The 14352-nt window shown below is 26.2% G+C and carries 18 protein-coding genes; 11 read left to right on the top strand and 7 right to left on the bottom strand.

The window, feature by feature from the left end; genetic code table 11:
• Positions 1–54: 54 nt before the first annotated feature.
• The gene (locus AMN70_RS01595) at positions 55–432 is read right to left on the bottom strand and encodes an alpha/beta hydrolase (protein ID WP_082255052.1); all 378 of its coding nucleotides are present in this window, start codon (positions 430–432) and stop codon (positions 55–57) included.
• 49 nt (positions 433–481) lie between these two features.
• Between AMN70_RS01595 and AMN70_RS01590 the strand changes: the two genes are divergently transcribed.
• Positions 482–685, top strand: a complete 204-nt coding sequence (locus AMN70_RS01590) for a twin transmembrane helix small protein (protein ID WP_075501267.1) — start codon at positions 482–484, stop codon at positions 683–685.
• Here the strand turns inward: AMN70_RS01590 and AMN70_RS01585 are convergent.
• Positions 682–1137, bottom strand: coding sequence for a TlpA family protein disulfide reductase (locus tag AMN70_RS01585; RefSeq protein WP_256998020.1), 456 nt, complete (start codon positions 1135–1137; stop codon positions 682–684). The genes AMN70_RS01590 and AMN70_RS01585 overlap by 4 nt on opposite strands.
• A 78-nt stretch (positions 1138–1215) precedes the next feature.
• On the opposite strand from AMN70_RS01585, the gene argH reads away from it, so the two are divergent.
• The 4 genes from argH to AMN70_RS01570 are packed head-to-tail and all read left to right on the top strand — an operon-like array spanning position 1216 to position 4663.
• Positions 1216–2607 (top strand): argininosuccinate lyase, encoded by a 1392-nt coding sequence (gene argH, locus AMN70_RS01580; RefSeq protein ID WP_075501265.1) that lies wholly within the window; start codon positions 1216–1218, stop codon positions 2605–2607.
• The gene (locus AMN70_RS05730; RefSeq protein WP_256998019.1) at positions 2604–2738 is read left to right on the top strand and encodes a hypothetical protein; all 135 of its coding nucleotides are present in this window, start codon (positions 2604–2606) and stop codon (positions 2736–2738) included. The genes argH and AMN70_RS05730 overlap by 4 nt, the downstream gene beginning before the upstream one ends.
• The gene (gene lysA, locus AMN70_RS01575; RefSeq protein WP_075501264.1) at positions 2735–3949 is read left to right on the top strand and encodes a diaminopimelate decarboxylase; all 1215 of its coding nucleotides are present in this window, start codon (positions 2735–2737) and stop codon (positions 3947–3949) included. The genes AMN70_RS05730 and lysA overlap by 4 nt, the downstream gene beginning before the upstream one ends.
• Positions 3950–3961: 12 nt before the next feature.
• Positions 3962–4663, top strand: coding sequence for a lysophospholipid acyltransferase family protein (locus AMN70_RS01570; protein ID WP_075501263.1), 702 nt, complete (start codon positions 3962–3964; stop codon positions 4661–4663).
• Here AMN70_RS01570 and dnaN read toward each other — a convergent pair.
• The 4 genes from dnaN to mutM form a co-directional block, all read right to left on the bottom strand.
• Positions 4660–5772 carry a DNA polymerase III subunit beta gene (gene dnaN / locus AMN70_RS01565; RefSeq protein ID WP_075501262.1) on the bottom strand — a complete coding sequence of 371 codons (1113 nt, stop codon included), beginning with the start codon at positions 5770–5772 and terminating at the stop codon, positions 4660–4662. The genes AMN70_RS01570 and dnaN overlap by 4 nt on opposite strands.
• Positions 5762–7174, bottom strand: a complete 1413-nt coding sequence (gene dnaA, locus AMN70_RS01560; protein ID WP_075501261.1) for a chromosomal replication initiator protein DnaA — start codon at positions 7172–7174, stop codon at positions 5762–5764. Before dnaA ends, dnaN begins: the two co-directional genes overlap by 11 nt.
• A gap of 276 nt (positions 7175–7450) precedes the next feature.
• Positions 7451–7711: a 30S ribosomal protein S20 gene (gene rpsT / locus AMN70_RS01555; RefSeq protein WP_075501260.1), complete on the bottom strand. Its 261-nt coding sequence runs from the start codon at positions 7709–7711 to the stop codon at positions 7451–7453.
• A 49-nt stretch (positions 7712–7760) separates the two neighbouring features.
• Entirely contained in the window at positions 7761–8624 is an 864-nt protein-coding gene (gene mutM, locus AMN70_RS01550) for a bifunctional DNA-formamidopyrimidine glycosylase/DNA-(apurinic or apyrimidinic site) lyase (protein ID WP_075501259.1), read from the bottom strand.
• Positions 8625–8655: 31 nt separating this feature from the next.
• Between mutM and ubiE the strand changes: the two genes are divergently transcribed.
• The 6 genes from ubiE to AMN70_RS01520 are packed head-to-tail and all read left to right on the top strand — an operon-like array spanning position 8656 to position 13764.
• Entirely contained in the window at positions 8656–9360 is a 705-nt protein-coding gene (ubiE, locus tag AMN70_RS01545; RefSeq protein ID WP_075501258.1) for a bifunctional demethylmenaquinone methyltransferase/2-methoxy-6-polyprenyl-1,4-benzoquinol methylase UbiE, read from the top strand.
• Positions 9360–10928 carry a 2-polyprenylphenol 6-hydroxylase gene (ubiB, locus tag AMN70_RS01540; protein WP_075501272.1) on the top strand — a complete coding sequence of 523 codons (1569 nt, stop codon included), beginning with the start codon at positions 9360–9362 and terminating at the stop codon, positions 10926–10928. Before ubiE ends, ubiB begins: the two co-directional genes overlap by 1 nt.
• An 8-nt stretch (positions 10929–10936) precedes the next feature.
• On the top strand, positions 10937–12136 hold the full coding sequence (gene coaBC / locus AMN70_RS01535) for a bifunctional phosphopantothenoylcysteine decarboxylase/phosphopantothenate--cysteine ligase CoaBC (protein ID WP_075501257.1): 1200 nt from the start codon (positions 10937–10939) through the stop codon (positions 12134–12136).
• Positions 12136–12573 (top strand): dUTP diphosphatase, encoded by a 438-nt coding sequence (dut, locus tag AMN70_RS01530; RefSeq protein WP_075501256.1) that lies wholly within the window; start codon positions 12136–12138, stop codon positions 12571–12573. Before coaBC ends, dut begins: the two co-directional genes overlap by 1 nt.
• Entirely contained in the window at positions 12570–13307 is a 738-nt protein-coding gene (locus AMN70_RS01525) for a HesA/MoeB/ThiF family protein (protein ID WP_075501255.1), read from the top strand. Before dut ends, AMN70_RS01525 begins: the two co-directional genes overlap by 4 nt.
• Before the next feature lie 13 nt (positions 13308–13320).
• Positions 13321–13764 (top strand): SH3 domain-containing protein, encoded by a 444-nt coding sequence (locus AMN70_RS01520; protein ID WP_075501254.1) that lies wholly within the window; start codon positions 13321–13323, stop codon positions 13762–13764.
• Here AMN70_RS01520 and AMN70_RS01515 read toward each other — a convergent pair.
• Positions 13757–14350 (bottom strand): DUF3501 family protein, encoded by a 594-nt coding sequence (locus AMN70_RS01515; protein WP_075501253.1) that lies wholly within the window; start codon positions 14348–14350, stop codon positions 13757–13759. The two genes, AMN70_RS01520 and AMN70_RS01515, sit on opposite strands and share 8 nt — an antisense overlap.
• Between the last annotated feature and the right edge of the window lie 2 nt (positions 14351–14352).

Genomic DNA, 14352 nt, shown 5'->3' with positions numbered 1-14352 from the left:
ATTTAAAGAAAAGGCAGGTAAAGACAAAGAAAAAGCAAGCATTGGATTATATTCTTATCCAACATTAATTGACATCATGCAGCCTTGGCTGAAACCAGACAAAATAATCCGATTATTATCAAGTTTGTATTTATTTTTTATTTCCTCTATGAATTTATTTAGTATTTTTTCAGCTTTATAAACTTCTTTCAAAATATAATTAGGATCATCTTTAGTAAGATCAAACCATTGAAAGCCCGTAGGATTAATTGAACAAGGTTCATGACCGTTTGGACAAATAAAGATCGTATTAGGCATATGTCTTTTCCAATTTAATGTCAGCATACTAATATCTTTACCGTCTCCTCCATATCCATGAAGTAATATAATTATATTGTGAATATCCTTATTTTTTTCAGGTTTTATAATTGTGCTTTCAAGACAAAATGTCATAATTAACAAATTTTGTTTTTTATTTTTAAAAACACTCTACAATATTAAAATGTTTACTGGAATAATTGTTAAAATTTTATCTATAGTTCTATTAATTGCAGTAGGGATTGTACTAATTCTTGGTATAGGGACCTTATTTAAAGGAGGAAGTACAAGTAAAAAATATTCAAACAAGTTAATGCAGTTGAGAGTTCTTTTGCAATTTATTGCAATTATTTTACTGGTAGTTTTCGCTTATTTCTTTAAAAACTAATTGTAATTTGAGATCCAATTAATAAATTCTTGATCACTAAAATCAATAGAGCCAATTATCCTAGCAAATTCTTTACCTTTTTTATCAAATAATATAGTTGTTGGTATACCCCTTAAAGTTAAATCTTTAGCCAATGTCACAGGATTATCAAAATAAATATTCAGATTTTTAATCTCAAGATCTTTAAAAAATTTCTTTGATTTTCTCAAATTATCTTTACCTACGTTTATCGGAAATATCATTATATTGTCTAATTTTGGATTAATTTTTAAAGCATCGAGAGATGGCATTTCTTCCTTACAAGGTTTACACCAAGTAGCCCAAAAATTAAGTAATACTAGTTTGTCTTTATAATCTTTTAGATTTATAATTTTTTCATTAGAATCCAAAAAAACAATATTATTGTACGTTTTTAATTCTTTATTTACTACCAAATTTTTAATATTTGGCACCTCATTTGCAAACGTCTTGGATATTAGGAATATAAATATTATTAAAAATCTCATATTAAATATATATAAGTAATTATCATGGCTAAAAATAAAAACAACCAAGCAATATGGAGCAGCAGAATCCAAAATAAAGGATCAGCTCTCTTTCAAAAAATTGGAAGCTCTATCAATATTGATAAAAGATTATACAAAGAAGACATTAAAAGTTCGATTGTGCATGTGGAAATGCTATTCAAACAAAAAATAATCTCTTTTAAAATAAAGAATAAAATAATTTATGGGCTTCAAAAAATCCAAAGAGAAATATCAAAAAATAAATTTGAATTTAATAATAAATATGAAGATATTCATATGAATATTGAGAAAGAACTATTCAAAATCATTGGTGAAGAAGCTGGATATATACACACTGCCAGATCAAGAAATGATCAGGTGATAACAGATTTTAAGATTTGGATTAAATCAGCAACTAATGAGATAAATACTAATTTAGACAAAGTTATAAAATCAACTCTTAAAGTTGCCGAAAAAAATATTGAAACTATTATGCCAGGTTTCACTCATTTAAAAAATGCTCAGCCAATTTCATTGGCTCATTACTTTATGGCTTACATTGAAATGTTTAACAGAGACAAAAGAAGATTTATAAATAATTTAAAAAGTTTAAACGAAAATCCACTTGGTGTAGCTGCTCTCGCAGGCACATCTTTCAATATTGATAGAAATTTTACAACAAAAAAACTAAATTTTAATAGTCCTACTAATAATTCTGTAGATACAGTCTCAGATAGAGATTTTGTTTTAGATTTTCTATATAGTGTTTCGGTTTGTTCAATACATATTTCAAGAATTGCAGAGGAACTAATAATTTGGAATTCAGATGGATTTAATCTGATTCAACTTTCAGACAAAGTTGTCACTGGTTCATCAATAATGCCTCAAAAAAAGAACCCAGATATATTAGAATATTTGCGTGGAAAAACTGGATCAATGTTTGGTAATTTATTCGCAATGTTAACAATATTGAAAGGGCTCCCATTATCATATTTTAAAGATATGCAAGATGATAAAGAAATAGTTTTTAAATCTCATGATACATTAATTAATTGTTTAAGAATATTTGATGAAATCTTAAAAAATATTTCACCAAATAAAAAAAAAATGTATGAATTAGCTGATACTGGCTTTACCACAGCAACAGATTTTGCTGATTATTTAGTAAAAAATCATTCTATGTCATTTAGAAAGGCTTATCAAAAAACAGCAGAGCTTGTAAATTTAGCTGAAAAGAAAAAAATGAAGCTAAGAGAACTTAAAATTGAAGAAATAAGAAAAATCATACCAAAAGTAACTAATGATGTTTTGAAAGTTTTTGATTTGAAAAATTCAATAAACTCTAAAAAATCTTATGGAGGAACATCTTTTGAAAACATTAAAAGAATGATAATGAAATATAAAAAAGATAAATGATAAAAAAAATTTTGATATCTGTATTTATTATAATTTTACTTTCTTCTTGTGGTAAAAAAGGAGATCCTGTTTTTAATGAAAAAAATCTAAATTCTGAATTAAGTAAAGCTAAAATAAGTTTGTTTTCATGATTTATAAAAAAAATAAATTAATTTTAGATGGTTTTGATGTTGTTTATTTAGGAAAGAAATATAAAACACCGCTTTATTGTTATTCTTTAAAGAAAATTAAAGATAATATTCAAAAATTAAAGACAAATTTTAAAAAAATAAATCCTTTAATTTGCTATGCAGTAAAAGCAAATGCAAATTTAAGTATTCTAAAAGAAATAAAGAACAATAATTTAGGAGCGGATGTTGTTTCCATTGGTGAACTAATTAGAGCTATCAAAGCTGGTATTAAACCTAAAAAAATTGTCTTTTCAGGAGTTGGTAAAACATCTGCTGAAATTGAATATGCTATAACTAAAAATATTCTTTTAATAAATGCGGAGTCTAAAAGTGAAATTTTAGAAATTGAAAGAATAGCAAAATTAAAAAATAAAATTGTAAATATAGGTATTAGACTAAATCCAAATACAGACGCAAAAACTTTAAGTCAGATTTCGACCGGCAAGAAAGAAAATAAATTTGGAATAGATCAAAAGGTATTTTTGCAATTAGTTAATTACTCAAAAAGATCAAAATATCTCAATTTAAAATGTTTAAGTGTACATATCGGTAGTCAAATTCTTAGTCATAAGCCATATCAAGATATGCTTAGAGTAGTCGAAAAAGTAGTAAAGAGATCAGACCATAAATTTGAATATGTTGATCTTGGGGGTGGTATGGGTATAAATTATGATAATAATAATAACAAATTAGATTTAAAAAAATATTCCAAAAAAATTGAGGAGTTTTTGAAAAAAAATGATTGTAAAATTATTTTTGAACCTGGAAGATCAATTGTAGGTAATTCAGCAATTCTAATCACAAAAATAATTTATATCAAAGAAGGAACCAAAAAAGATTTTATTATATTAGATGCGGCAATGAATGATTTAATAAGACCAGCTTTATATGGAGCTTATCATAGAATTATACCTACTAAAAAAACAAAGAAAATTACAAATAAGATTTATGAATTTGTAGGCCCTATATGTGAAAGTACTGACACTTTTACAACAGTGAAAAAATATCAAAAATTAAATGAAAAGGATTTTTTAGTTATTTGTGATGTTGGAGCATACGGAACTTCATTGGCTTCAAATTATAATTTAAGACCTAAACCAATAGAAATATTAATCAAAGGATCAAAGATTCAGATAATTAAAAAAAGACAAAAAATATCTGAATTAATGTAACATTTAACAAAAATGTTAAGAAATCTATTATTTTCTGTTATCTTTTTTTCAGGTATAGTTTTTATATCTTTAATATTTTTACCCGCATTAATTTTACCACAAGGTGCTGTCTTAGCAGGTGGCAAATTAATGGGTCATTGGACAGGCTTATGTCTCCGCTACATACTGTCTGTAAGAATTAAAATTTTAGGTCAAGAAAATATAATCCTAAATAAAAAATTTTTTATAGCAGCTTCTCATCAATCAATGTTTGAAACTTTTTATCTTCAAACCATTTTTAATTCACCAGTTTTTATCTTAAAGAAAGAATTGACTCTTATTCCGATTTTTGGATGGTATTTAAAAAAAATTGGATCTATTTCAATTGATAGGAATAAAATCACAAAAGACAATTTAAATTTCTTTGATGATATTAAAAAACAAATTAACAAATCTGAAAGACCTTTAATAATTTTTCCACAGGCCACTAGGGTTAGACCAGATGAGAGACCTCCATTTAAAAAAGGCGTCTCAAGATTATATGAAGAACTTAAAATATCTTGTCAACCTATAGCTATAAATTCTGGTTATGTATGGCCAAAGAAGGGTTTTAAAACCTCAAATAAACAAATTACAATTTCTATATTGCCTTTAATCGATTATGGAATAGAAAAAGATAAATTTGTTAATGATTTACAAAATAGGATTTATACAGAACTAGATAAAATGAATTAACCTTTCATGGGCATAACAACATAAATGCTATCAAAATCACTAGGATCTTTAATTAATGCAGGGGATCCAGTATCATTAAAAAATATTTCTACTTTTTCACCATTTAACTGTGAAGCTACATCAATTAAATATCTAGAATTAAAACTTATTTCTAAATTATGATCAAATTTAACACCTAAAGTTTCATTACCATCTCCACTATTTGTATTATTTACAGATAAATTCAAAGCATCTTTTGTTAAATTAAATTTTACACCATCTTTTTTGTCTAATGATACAGATGCAACACGATCAACCGAGCCTAAAAATGATTTAAGATCAACCTCAAGTTTTTTTTGATTATTTTTTGGAATAACTTGGATATAATTTGGAAATTTCCCATCAATAAGTTTAGAAATTAAAAAGCTATTATTTAATTCAAATTTTATTTTAGATTTAATATTAGATATTTTTACCTGCCCATCATAATTATCTAAAAGTGAAACTAGTTGAAAAATTGTTTTTTTTGGTAGTATTATTGGATCAAAACTAATTTTTTGATCAAGTCGTATTTTAGAAATTGACATTCTATGACTGTCTGTTGCTACAGCAGTTAAGTAATTTTTATCTTCAACTTCAGTTTGGTGTAAATAAATTCCACTTAAATAATGTCTAGTCTCATCATTAGAAATCGAAAATTTACATTTATTTAAAAGCTTTAACAAATTCTTAGAATCTATTGAAAATTCGTTATCATTGAAATTTTCATCAGTTAACGGAAATTCTGAAGGACTTATGCAATTGAGATTAAAATTAGATTTATCTGACTCTATTTGAAGTTTGTTTTTATCCGATAATGATAAGTTTATTTTTTTTCCTGAAGGAAATTTTCTCACTATGTCGTAAATAGTGGATGAAACAGTTGTAGTTTTGCCTTCTTCAATAACTTCGATATCTTTAATTTGATGAACAAATATCAAATCAAGATCTGTGGCTGTTAAAATTAATTGGGAATTATTAACATCTAATAAAACGTTTGATAATATTGGAAGAGTGCTTCTTTTTTCTATTACTCCTTGGCAATAACTAAGAGCTTGTTGTAAATCTTGCTGATTAACGTTAAATTTCATTATCTTTGTTACTATATAATATCTGGTTTTTTAACTTATTTATATTCTCAACCATTTCAGGATTATTTTCTTTTAGTTTTTCAATAGTTTTAACAGAATGAATGATTGTGGTGTGATCTCTATTAGAAAATTCACGACCAATTTCTGGAAGAGATTTTGCAGTTAAAATTTTAGTCAAATATATAGCTGTTTGTCTTGGTCGAACTAAGTATCTCGATCTTCTTGATGACAACATCTCATTTTTACTTATTTTAAAAAATTTACAAACTAAAGTTTGTATTAAATCTATTGTAACTTTATTTTCCGATAAATTTAATAAATCTTTTAAAACTACTTTTGTTTCAGAGAGATTTGGTATTTTGTTATATATTCTGGAAAATGAAACTATCCTATTTATTGCTCCCACTAATTCTCTAATGCTGGCTGTGATTTCTGTGCTTATATATTCTTGAATTTCTCTAGATATCTTAATTTGATCAGAATAAATTTTATTTAATTCCTCGATCTTTTGTTCAACAATTTTTTTTCTTAAATCATAATCAGGTTTTTGAATATCAACTACTAAACCTCCTGAAAATCTGGATTTTATCCTTTCTTGTATTCTAGACAATTTATTTGGAGCCCTATCTGCTGAAACTATGATTTGTGAACCTTTATCTAAAAGAGCATTAAATGTATGAAAAAATTCTTCTTGCATAGCTTCTTTTCCATTCATAAATTGAATATCATCTATTATCAAAACATCTGTGTTTCTAAAATACTCTTTAAATTTTACCATATCATTTGATTTAATTGATTTAACGAATTGATACATAAATCGTTCTGCAGAGATAAACATTGTTTTGTTATTTTCTTTTAACTTCAAACCAATTGCGTTTAACAGATGTGTTTTACCCATTCCAACTCCTCCATATATATACAATGGGTTATAATGAGAGATATTTTCAGATACTTTAACAGAAGCTTCATAAGCAAGCTTGTTACTAGATCCAGTTAAAAAATTATCAAATCTTTTATTGGGATCAATTCGATTGTACTGAAAAAAAGAGTCTTTTATAAAAGAAATATTTTCGTTATTTTTAATTGATCCGTTTTCTATCTCTTTTCTTACTTGTTTTTGATCAGCTATTTTAAATTCAATTCTGATTATGTCTTTTTTATAATTTTTAATTATTTGTAAAATTTGATCTAGATATCTTGATGTAATCCAGTCTCTTATGAATCTAGTTGGAACCGTTAAAAGAATATAATTATTGAATTCTTCAACAAAATTTATTTTTTTCAACCAACTTTCATATACTTCTAAGCCTAATTTATTTTTCATTTCCGATCGGACTGTAGTCCAACTAAATTTTTCAATTTTTAAAGTATTTAGATCATTGTTAAAATTACTGTTGTTCATAAAATTATAGAGAAGATATTCAGTTAGAACCTTATGAATTTATTTGCAACAAATAATTTTAAATTGAGAAAAAAAAATGAAATCTAGGATTGTGCAAAAATAAATAAATATAAAAAAACTTTGACAATTTTTTTTTTTGTGTATCTAAATTTAAAAAAATGAAATTAGAATAAATTAAAAGATATTAATTTTTTAAATCTAAATATTGTGAATAAATACCTGTTGAACATATATAATGCGTATGCCCTTAGTTGAATCAACTAGGAGTATAAGAATTTATAAAGATGCTATTTTTTTTGTAATTCTTGAAACGTTTCTCGAAGCGTTTTGTTTTTTTATAATTCCAGTTTTAGCAACTTTCATCAACTCAGAATTCAATTTAGGCAAGAACTTCAAAGCTTCATTTTTCTTTTTACCTTCAACCAGAAGGTTCATTTTTTTTAGTGCATTTCGATATCTGCTTTTCCTAGCTTTGTTAACAACAGTTTGCTTAGAAATTCTTCTTATTCTTTTAATAGCTGATTTGGTGTTTGCCATGTGCGCAGGGGTATAACTTGAGAAATTATATCGGTCAATCAAAAAATGTTTAATTTTGACAATTATTACAAAAGAAAGTCGATCTATTTGAAATTGTTTTTTTTAGAATAATACCTTTACAACCTTTTCTTTTGCACTTGAGACCATTTCTTTGATAAACATTAAAACTATCTTGGAACCCTCCTTTTTTACCCTCCGTGTTCATAAAATCTTTTATGCTAGAACCTCCTTTTTTTATTGCTTTTTGAAGTACGATCCTAGATTTAAGTATAATACGATTGCAATCTTCTTTTTTTAATAATTTTGCTTTTTTAAAGGGATTAATTTTAGTTAGAAACAATATTTCATTCGCATAAATATTTCCAATACCTGAAACAAAATTTTGATCAATTATAAGATCTTTAATTTTTTTATCTTTATTTTTTATAAATTTTCTAAAAAATTTCAAATTAAATTTTTTATCAAATGGTTCAGGTCCTAAATGAGAAAATCTTTTTTTTAAGTCATCATAGTCCTTGATTATCTGAAAAAAACCAAATCTTCTTGGATCATTATAAATAATTTTGAATCTATCAAATATGATTTCTATATGATTATGTTTTTTGGGTAATAAAGGTGAACTATAGAAACTTAAATTTGTAAAACAATTTTTAGAACCATTTTTTACTAAATGAATGGTTCCTGACATACCCAAGTGAATTAAACAAAACTCATTATCATTAAAATTCATGATTAAATATTTTGAAAATCTTGTAACTCTCCTTATTTTTTTATTTTCCAGTTGTTTTTTAAAATCATTTGGAAGGATCATTCTTAAATCTCTATTTCTTACAATTACTTTTTTGACCTTTTTTCGTCGAATTTTTTTATCCAGGGATTGTCTAATTATTTCTACTTCTGGTAATTCTGGCATTTAATATTATATTGTTTGTATAAAATTTATTATGCAACAATATCTTCAAAACAAAAAGGGGCTAGTTCAAAATGTATTTGATCGCGTATATGATAAATATGATCTTATGAATAATTTAATGTCTTTAGGAGTTCATAAAACTTGGAAAAAAAATTTAATCAATATGATGAACCCCTCAATTAAAGGGAGATTAATTGATGTTGGATGTGGAACTGGAGATATCGGAAAGATATATTTAGATAATACCAACAAAGATTTATCAATAACATGCGTAGATCCAAATAAAGGCATGATTGCTGAGGGGAAAAAAAAGCTAAAGAATTATAAAAATATAAACTGGGTTATAGCTTCAGCAGAAAAATTACCTTTTACAGATAACTCTTTTGATTATTACACTATTAGTTTCGGTTTAAGAAATACGAAAAATTTAAAAAAAGCATTGTCTGAAGCCCACAGAGTTTTAAAACCTGGTGGAAGATTTTTATGTTTAGAATTTTCAAAAATACCCAATACAACTTTGGATTTTATTTATAAATATTATTCAAAATTTATTCCCTTAATTGGAAATATAATAGTTGGTGAAAAAGAACCTTATGAATATTTAATAAAAAGCATTGAAAATTTTGTTAATCAAGAAGAATTGATATCCTTGATGGAATATAAAAATTTTAAAAAATGTTTTTTTCGTAATTTATCTGGTGGCATAGTATCAATTCATAGTGGTTGGAAATTTTAATGATAAAAAAAATTATCACATTATTCAAATTAGGGAGAAAAGTAGCAAAATCAGATATTCTTCAAATTACATCAAAATTTCATGAACCACCATTTATAATCAAAATTATATTTAAAATTCTCGCTTTTTCTTTTTCAGAAAATAAAAAAATAAATTCAGAGCAAGATGAAGGCGAAAGGCTATCTAGTTCTTTAGAGTCTATGGGCACAACTTTTATAAAACTAGGGCAGTTTCTTGCCACTAGACCCGACATAATAGGTAATGAACTTTCAAAAAAATTAGAAAATTTACAAGATAAATTGCCTCCATTTTCAACTAATCAAGCGAAAGAAATAATCAAAAAAGATTTAGGAGAAGAAAATTTTAATTCCATTATTAATTTAAGTGAGCCTGTTGCAGCAGCATCTATAGCACAAGTTCATAAAGCTCAAATAGATGATAATGGAATTATCAAGGACGTTGCAATTAAAATTTTAAGACCAAATATAAAAAAAATATTTAATGAAGAAATAGATGCAATGATGTTATTTGCCTTTTTAATTGAGTCAACAATAAAGAAAACAAAAAGATTAAAACTTGTAGAAGTTGTTTTCTTGTTAAAAGAAATAACTAATTTGGAAATGGATTTAAGATTTGAAGCAGCAGCTGCTAATGAGTACTCTGAAAATACAAAAAATGATATCGGATTTAAAGTTCCACAAATTTATTGGAACTTTACAAGTGAAACAGTGATGACATTAGACTGGATAGATGGTGTATCAATAAGGGAAACTGAAGAACTTAAAAGAAGAAACATTGATACTAACAAATTAGCAGAAGACATAATTCAAAATTTTTTAAGGCATGCAGTTAGAGATGGTTTTTTCCATGCAGATATGCACCAAGGAAATATTTTTATAGATACAAATGGTCAGATTGTTCCTATTGATTTTGGTATCATGGGACGATTAGATAAAATGAGTAAAAGATTTTTAGCAGAAATTTTATTTGGGTTTATTCAAAGGGATTATAGAAAAGTTGCTGAAATTCATTTAATTGCTGGCCTTGTACCAAAAGAAGTGCCTATAGAGGATTTGGCTCAAGCATTAAGGTCCATTGGTGAACCAATTTTTGGTCAAGCAGTAAAAGATATATCTGGAGGTAAACTTCTTAAACAATTATTTGATGTTACTGAAAAATTTAATATGCAAACACAGCCTCAATTATTAATGTTACAAAAAACAATGGTAGTAGTTGAGGGTGTTGCAAGAAAACTTAATCCTGAAACAAATATTTGGGTTACATCAAAACCAATTTTGGAAAATTGGTTAAAAGAAACCAAAGACCCTCTAAATACTATTAATGAAACTATTAATAATACTTCAGAAGTAATAAAACGTTTACCTGAATTTCCTGAAATAATGGATAAAGCAAATCAAGCTTTGACTTATTTAGCAAATGGACAAATACCTCAAAACTCAAATTCTTATATGGCTTTAAATAATAAGAAATCTGAAATGATTGCATTTAGAAATCAGTCTGTGATTGGGATATTAGTTCTTGTAATTATAGGTCTATTAGTATTTTAATTTAAACAATGAAAAACTTGAAAGATAAAAAAATATTACTAGTTATTTGTGGAGGAATAGCTGCCTACAAAAGTCTTGAAACTATTAGAATCTTAAAAAAAAATGGTAGTATCATAAAAACAATATTAACGAAAAGTGCAAAAGAATTTGTAACACCATTATCTATTACATCTTTATCTCAGGGTAAAGTTTATGAAGATCTTTTCAATTTAGAAAATGAAAGTGAAATGGATCATATAACTTTATCAAGATGGGCAGATTTAATTTTGGTTGAACCTACAACTGCTAATACAATTTCAAAACTTGCAAAGGGTTCATCTGAAGATTTAGCTTCAACAGTTATTTTAGCCTCGAATAAACCTATTTTTTTAGTTCCAGCAATGAATGTAAGAATGTGGGAACATCCATCTACAAAAGAAAATCTAAAAATTTTAAAAGAATTTTCATATAAAATTATTGGTCCTGAAATTGGAGAAATGGCTTGTGGAGAATATGGTGAAGGAAAAATGTCTGAACCAATAGATGTTGTCAAAAGAATTAATGATTTTTTATTTAGTTTAAATAGAAATAATAAACTAAAAGCTTTAATAACTGCAGGACCAACTAATGAATATATTGACCCAGTTAGATATATTACAAATAAATCTAGTGGAAAACAAGGATATGAGATAGCAAAGTCACTTTCAAGAAATGGTTTTCAAACTACTTTAATATCAGGACCAACCAATCTTAAAATCAATGATGAGATTAAATTAGTAAAGGTTGAAACAGCAGAACAAATGTTTAAAGAAATACAAAAAAATTTACCAGTAGATGTAGCTATTTTTTCGGCTGCAATATCTGATTTTAAAGTTTCAGAAAAATATGATGTAAAAATAAAAAAAAGGGACAAATTTAATATTCAATTAGAAAAAAATGTTGATATTTTAAATTATGTTTCTAATCATAATTCAATGAGACCAAAATTAGTTATTGGTTTTGCGGCGGAAACTAATAATTTAGAAGAAAATGCAATTAAAAAATTGAAGGATAAAAACTGTGATATGATAATTGCTAATGATGTTTCTAATAAGAATATAGGTTTTGACTCAGACAATAATGAAGTAACTATTTTTTACAGAAATAATAAAAAAGAAAAATTATTATTGAAAAGTAAATCCTTGATTTCAGAAGAGATAGTTGAAAGAGTTAATAATCAATTAAATTAATGGTTAAGGTATTAGTTAAAAAATTATCTCCAGAGGTTCAATTACCAACATACAAAACATCAGGCGCATCAGGAATGGATTTGATGGCTTGTTTAAAATCTACTATCAAAATAGAACCTAAATCCTCTTGTTTAATACCAACAGGCCTTTCGATAGCTTTTTCTGAAGATTATGAGGTGCAAATAAGACCCCGGTCCGGTCTCGCAGCAAAAAATAACATAAGTGTATTAAATACACCGGGTACTATAGACAGTGACTATAGAGGAGAAATTAAAGTAATAATTTATAATCATGGAAATGATCATTTTCTAATAAACAATGGTGATAGAATAGCACAAATGGTATTATTACCTATTGTAAAGATGGAATTGGAAGAAACTAGTGATTTACCAAAATCAATTCGAGGAGAGGGTGGATTTGGTTCAACTGGTAAATGAAAAATGTTTTAAATAAATCTCAAATCGAAAGATTTTCAAGACAATTAGTTTTAAAAAAAATAGGCGCAAAAGGTCAAAAAAAAATTTTATCTTCGAAGATTTTAGTTATTGGTATTGGTGGTTTAGGATGTCCTGCTGCAGAAAATTTAGTTAGGGCTGGTATTGGTACTATTGGTCTTGTAGATAACGATATTGTGAACCTTTCAAATATTCACAGACAAAGCTTATTTAATTCCGAAGACATTAAAAAAACAAAAGTTAGTGTGGCTGCAAAAAAACTAAAAAAGATAAATCCACTTACAAAGATTAAAACTTATAAATCAAGACTGAATGAAAAAAATGTTGAAAAAATAATTAAAGATTATGATCTTATAATCGATGGTTCTGATAATTTTAAAACAAAGTTTTTAATAAATGATTGTTGTATAAAATGGAAAAAGAAATTAGTTACTGGTGCGATAAGTAAATTTGATGGTCATATATTCACATTTGACTTCAAAGATAAAAATACAGCCTCTTTAAAAAATTTTTACCAAGAAAATGAAATTTCTGATGATATTTTAAATTGTGAATTTGAAGGTGTTCTTGGAACAACTGCAACAATTGTAGGTGCTACCCAAGCAAATGAGGCTCTAAAAATGCTTATGGAAATTGGTCAAAACTTGAAAAATCAAATATTAATTATAGATCTTTTAAATCTTAATTTTAGAAAAGTAAAATTTAAGAAACAATAAAAATAAGCTAGATATGAAAAAATTTTTAATTTTGATAATAATTTGGACTTTTTTCCCTCTGAATGTTTTTTCTCAAGAAATCTTTCTTTCGTTAAAAAAGAATAAAGTTAATGTTAGATATGGTCCAAGTTTTGATTTCCCAGTAAAGTATATTTATGAAAAAAAAAACCTTCCAATCAAACAAATCGATAAAAAGGAAAATTTTAGAAGAATAATTGATCATAAAAAAAATAGTGGCTGGATACATGTTTCTCAACTTAAAAAAATAAACTCGGTAATAGCTATGAAAGATAAGATAATGTTTAAAAAACCTACATTTTTTTCAAAACCTATTGCTAAAATAAAAGAGGGTAGGTTACTTATTGTTCAAAAATGTGAATTAAAATGGTGTAAAGTGAGGACTGAGGATTTGAATGGTTGGATAAATAAAGATAATCTTTGGGGTACTATTAAATGAAATCTGCTGACAACGATTTTATTGTAGCATCATTTAATTTTGTTAAATGTGAGTATTCTTTATGATCAATTCCAATTTCAATAGATGATGCATTAGATTTAAATTTTTGTATTTGTTCGTCATTAAATTTAAAATGTATAAATTGAACTGATGAAGCCTTTCCTTCAGCTGAAGTTCTGTCAACATCTTCTTCTGGAACTGCTTTTATAAGATCCCCGTCAATTTTCATGTACACTTTTTCTTCTATTCCACCTACTTTTCCTAAAAAGGCTGCTCTGGAAACTGGGTTATCAATTTCAAACATTAAAGTTGCTGTTAATTCTTTTCCATTTGGTACTAAAGGATTATATGCAGACAACTCATCTTTTAATTGTTCGTCACCTCCCTTTTCAATGTAAAGCATTTCTTGTACTTGAGCCAACATTGTTTCATAGCTCTCAAAATAAAATGTTGCGTATGGTCCTAACGGAATTCTTCTATTTTTTTTAAATTCAACAATGCTTTTTCTTAATTCTTTTCTTTGTTTGGTATAGACATGTAAGGGCATTATGTCTTGCTTTTCTATTTTTTTTTTTTCTTTTGACATGA

Origin of the sequence: Candidatus Pelagibacter communis (assembly GCF_001179925.1) — a bacterium.
Classification (GTDB): domain Bacteria; phylum Pseudomonadota; class Alphaproteobacteria; order Pelagibacterales; family Pelagibacteraceae; genus Pelagibacter; species Pelagibacter ubique_E.
Note: the sequence above shows the minus strand (reverse complement) of the source record. Positions and strands in the feature narration are given on the sequence as shown.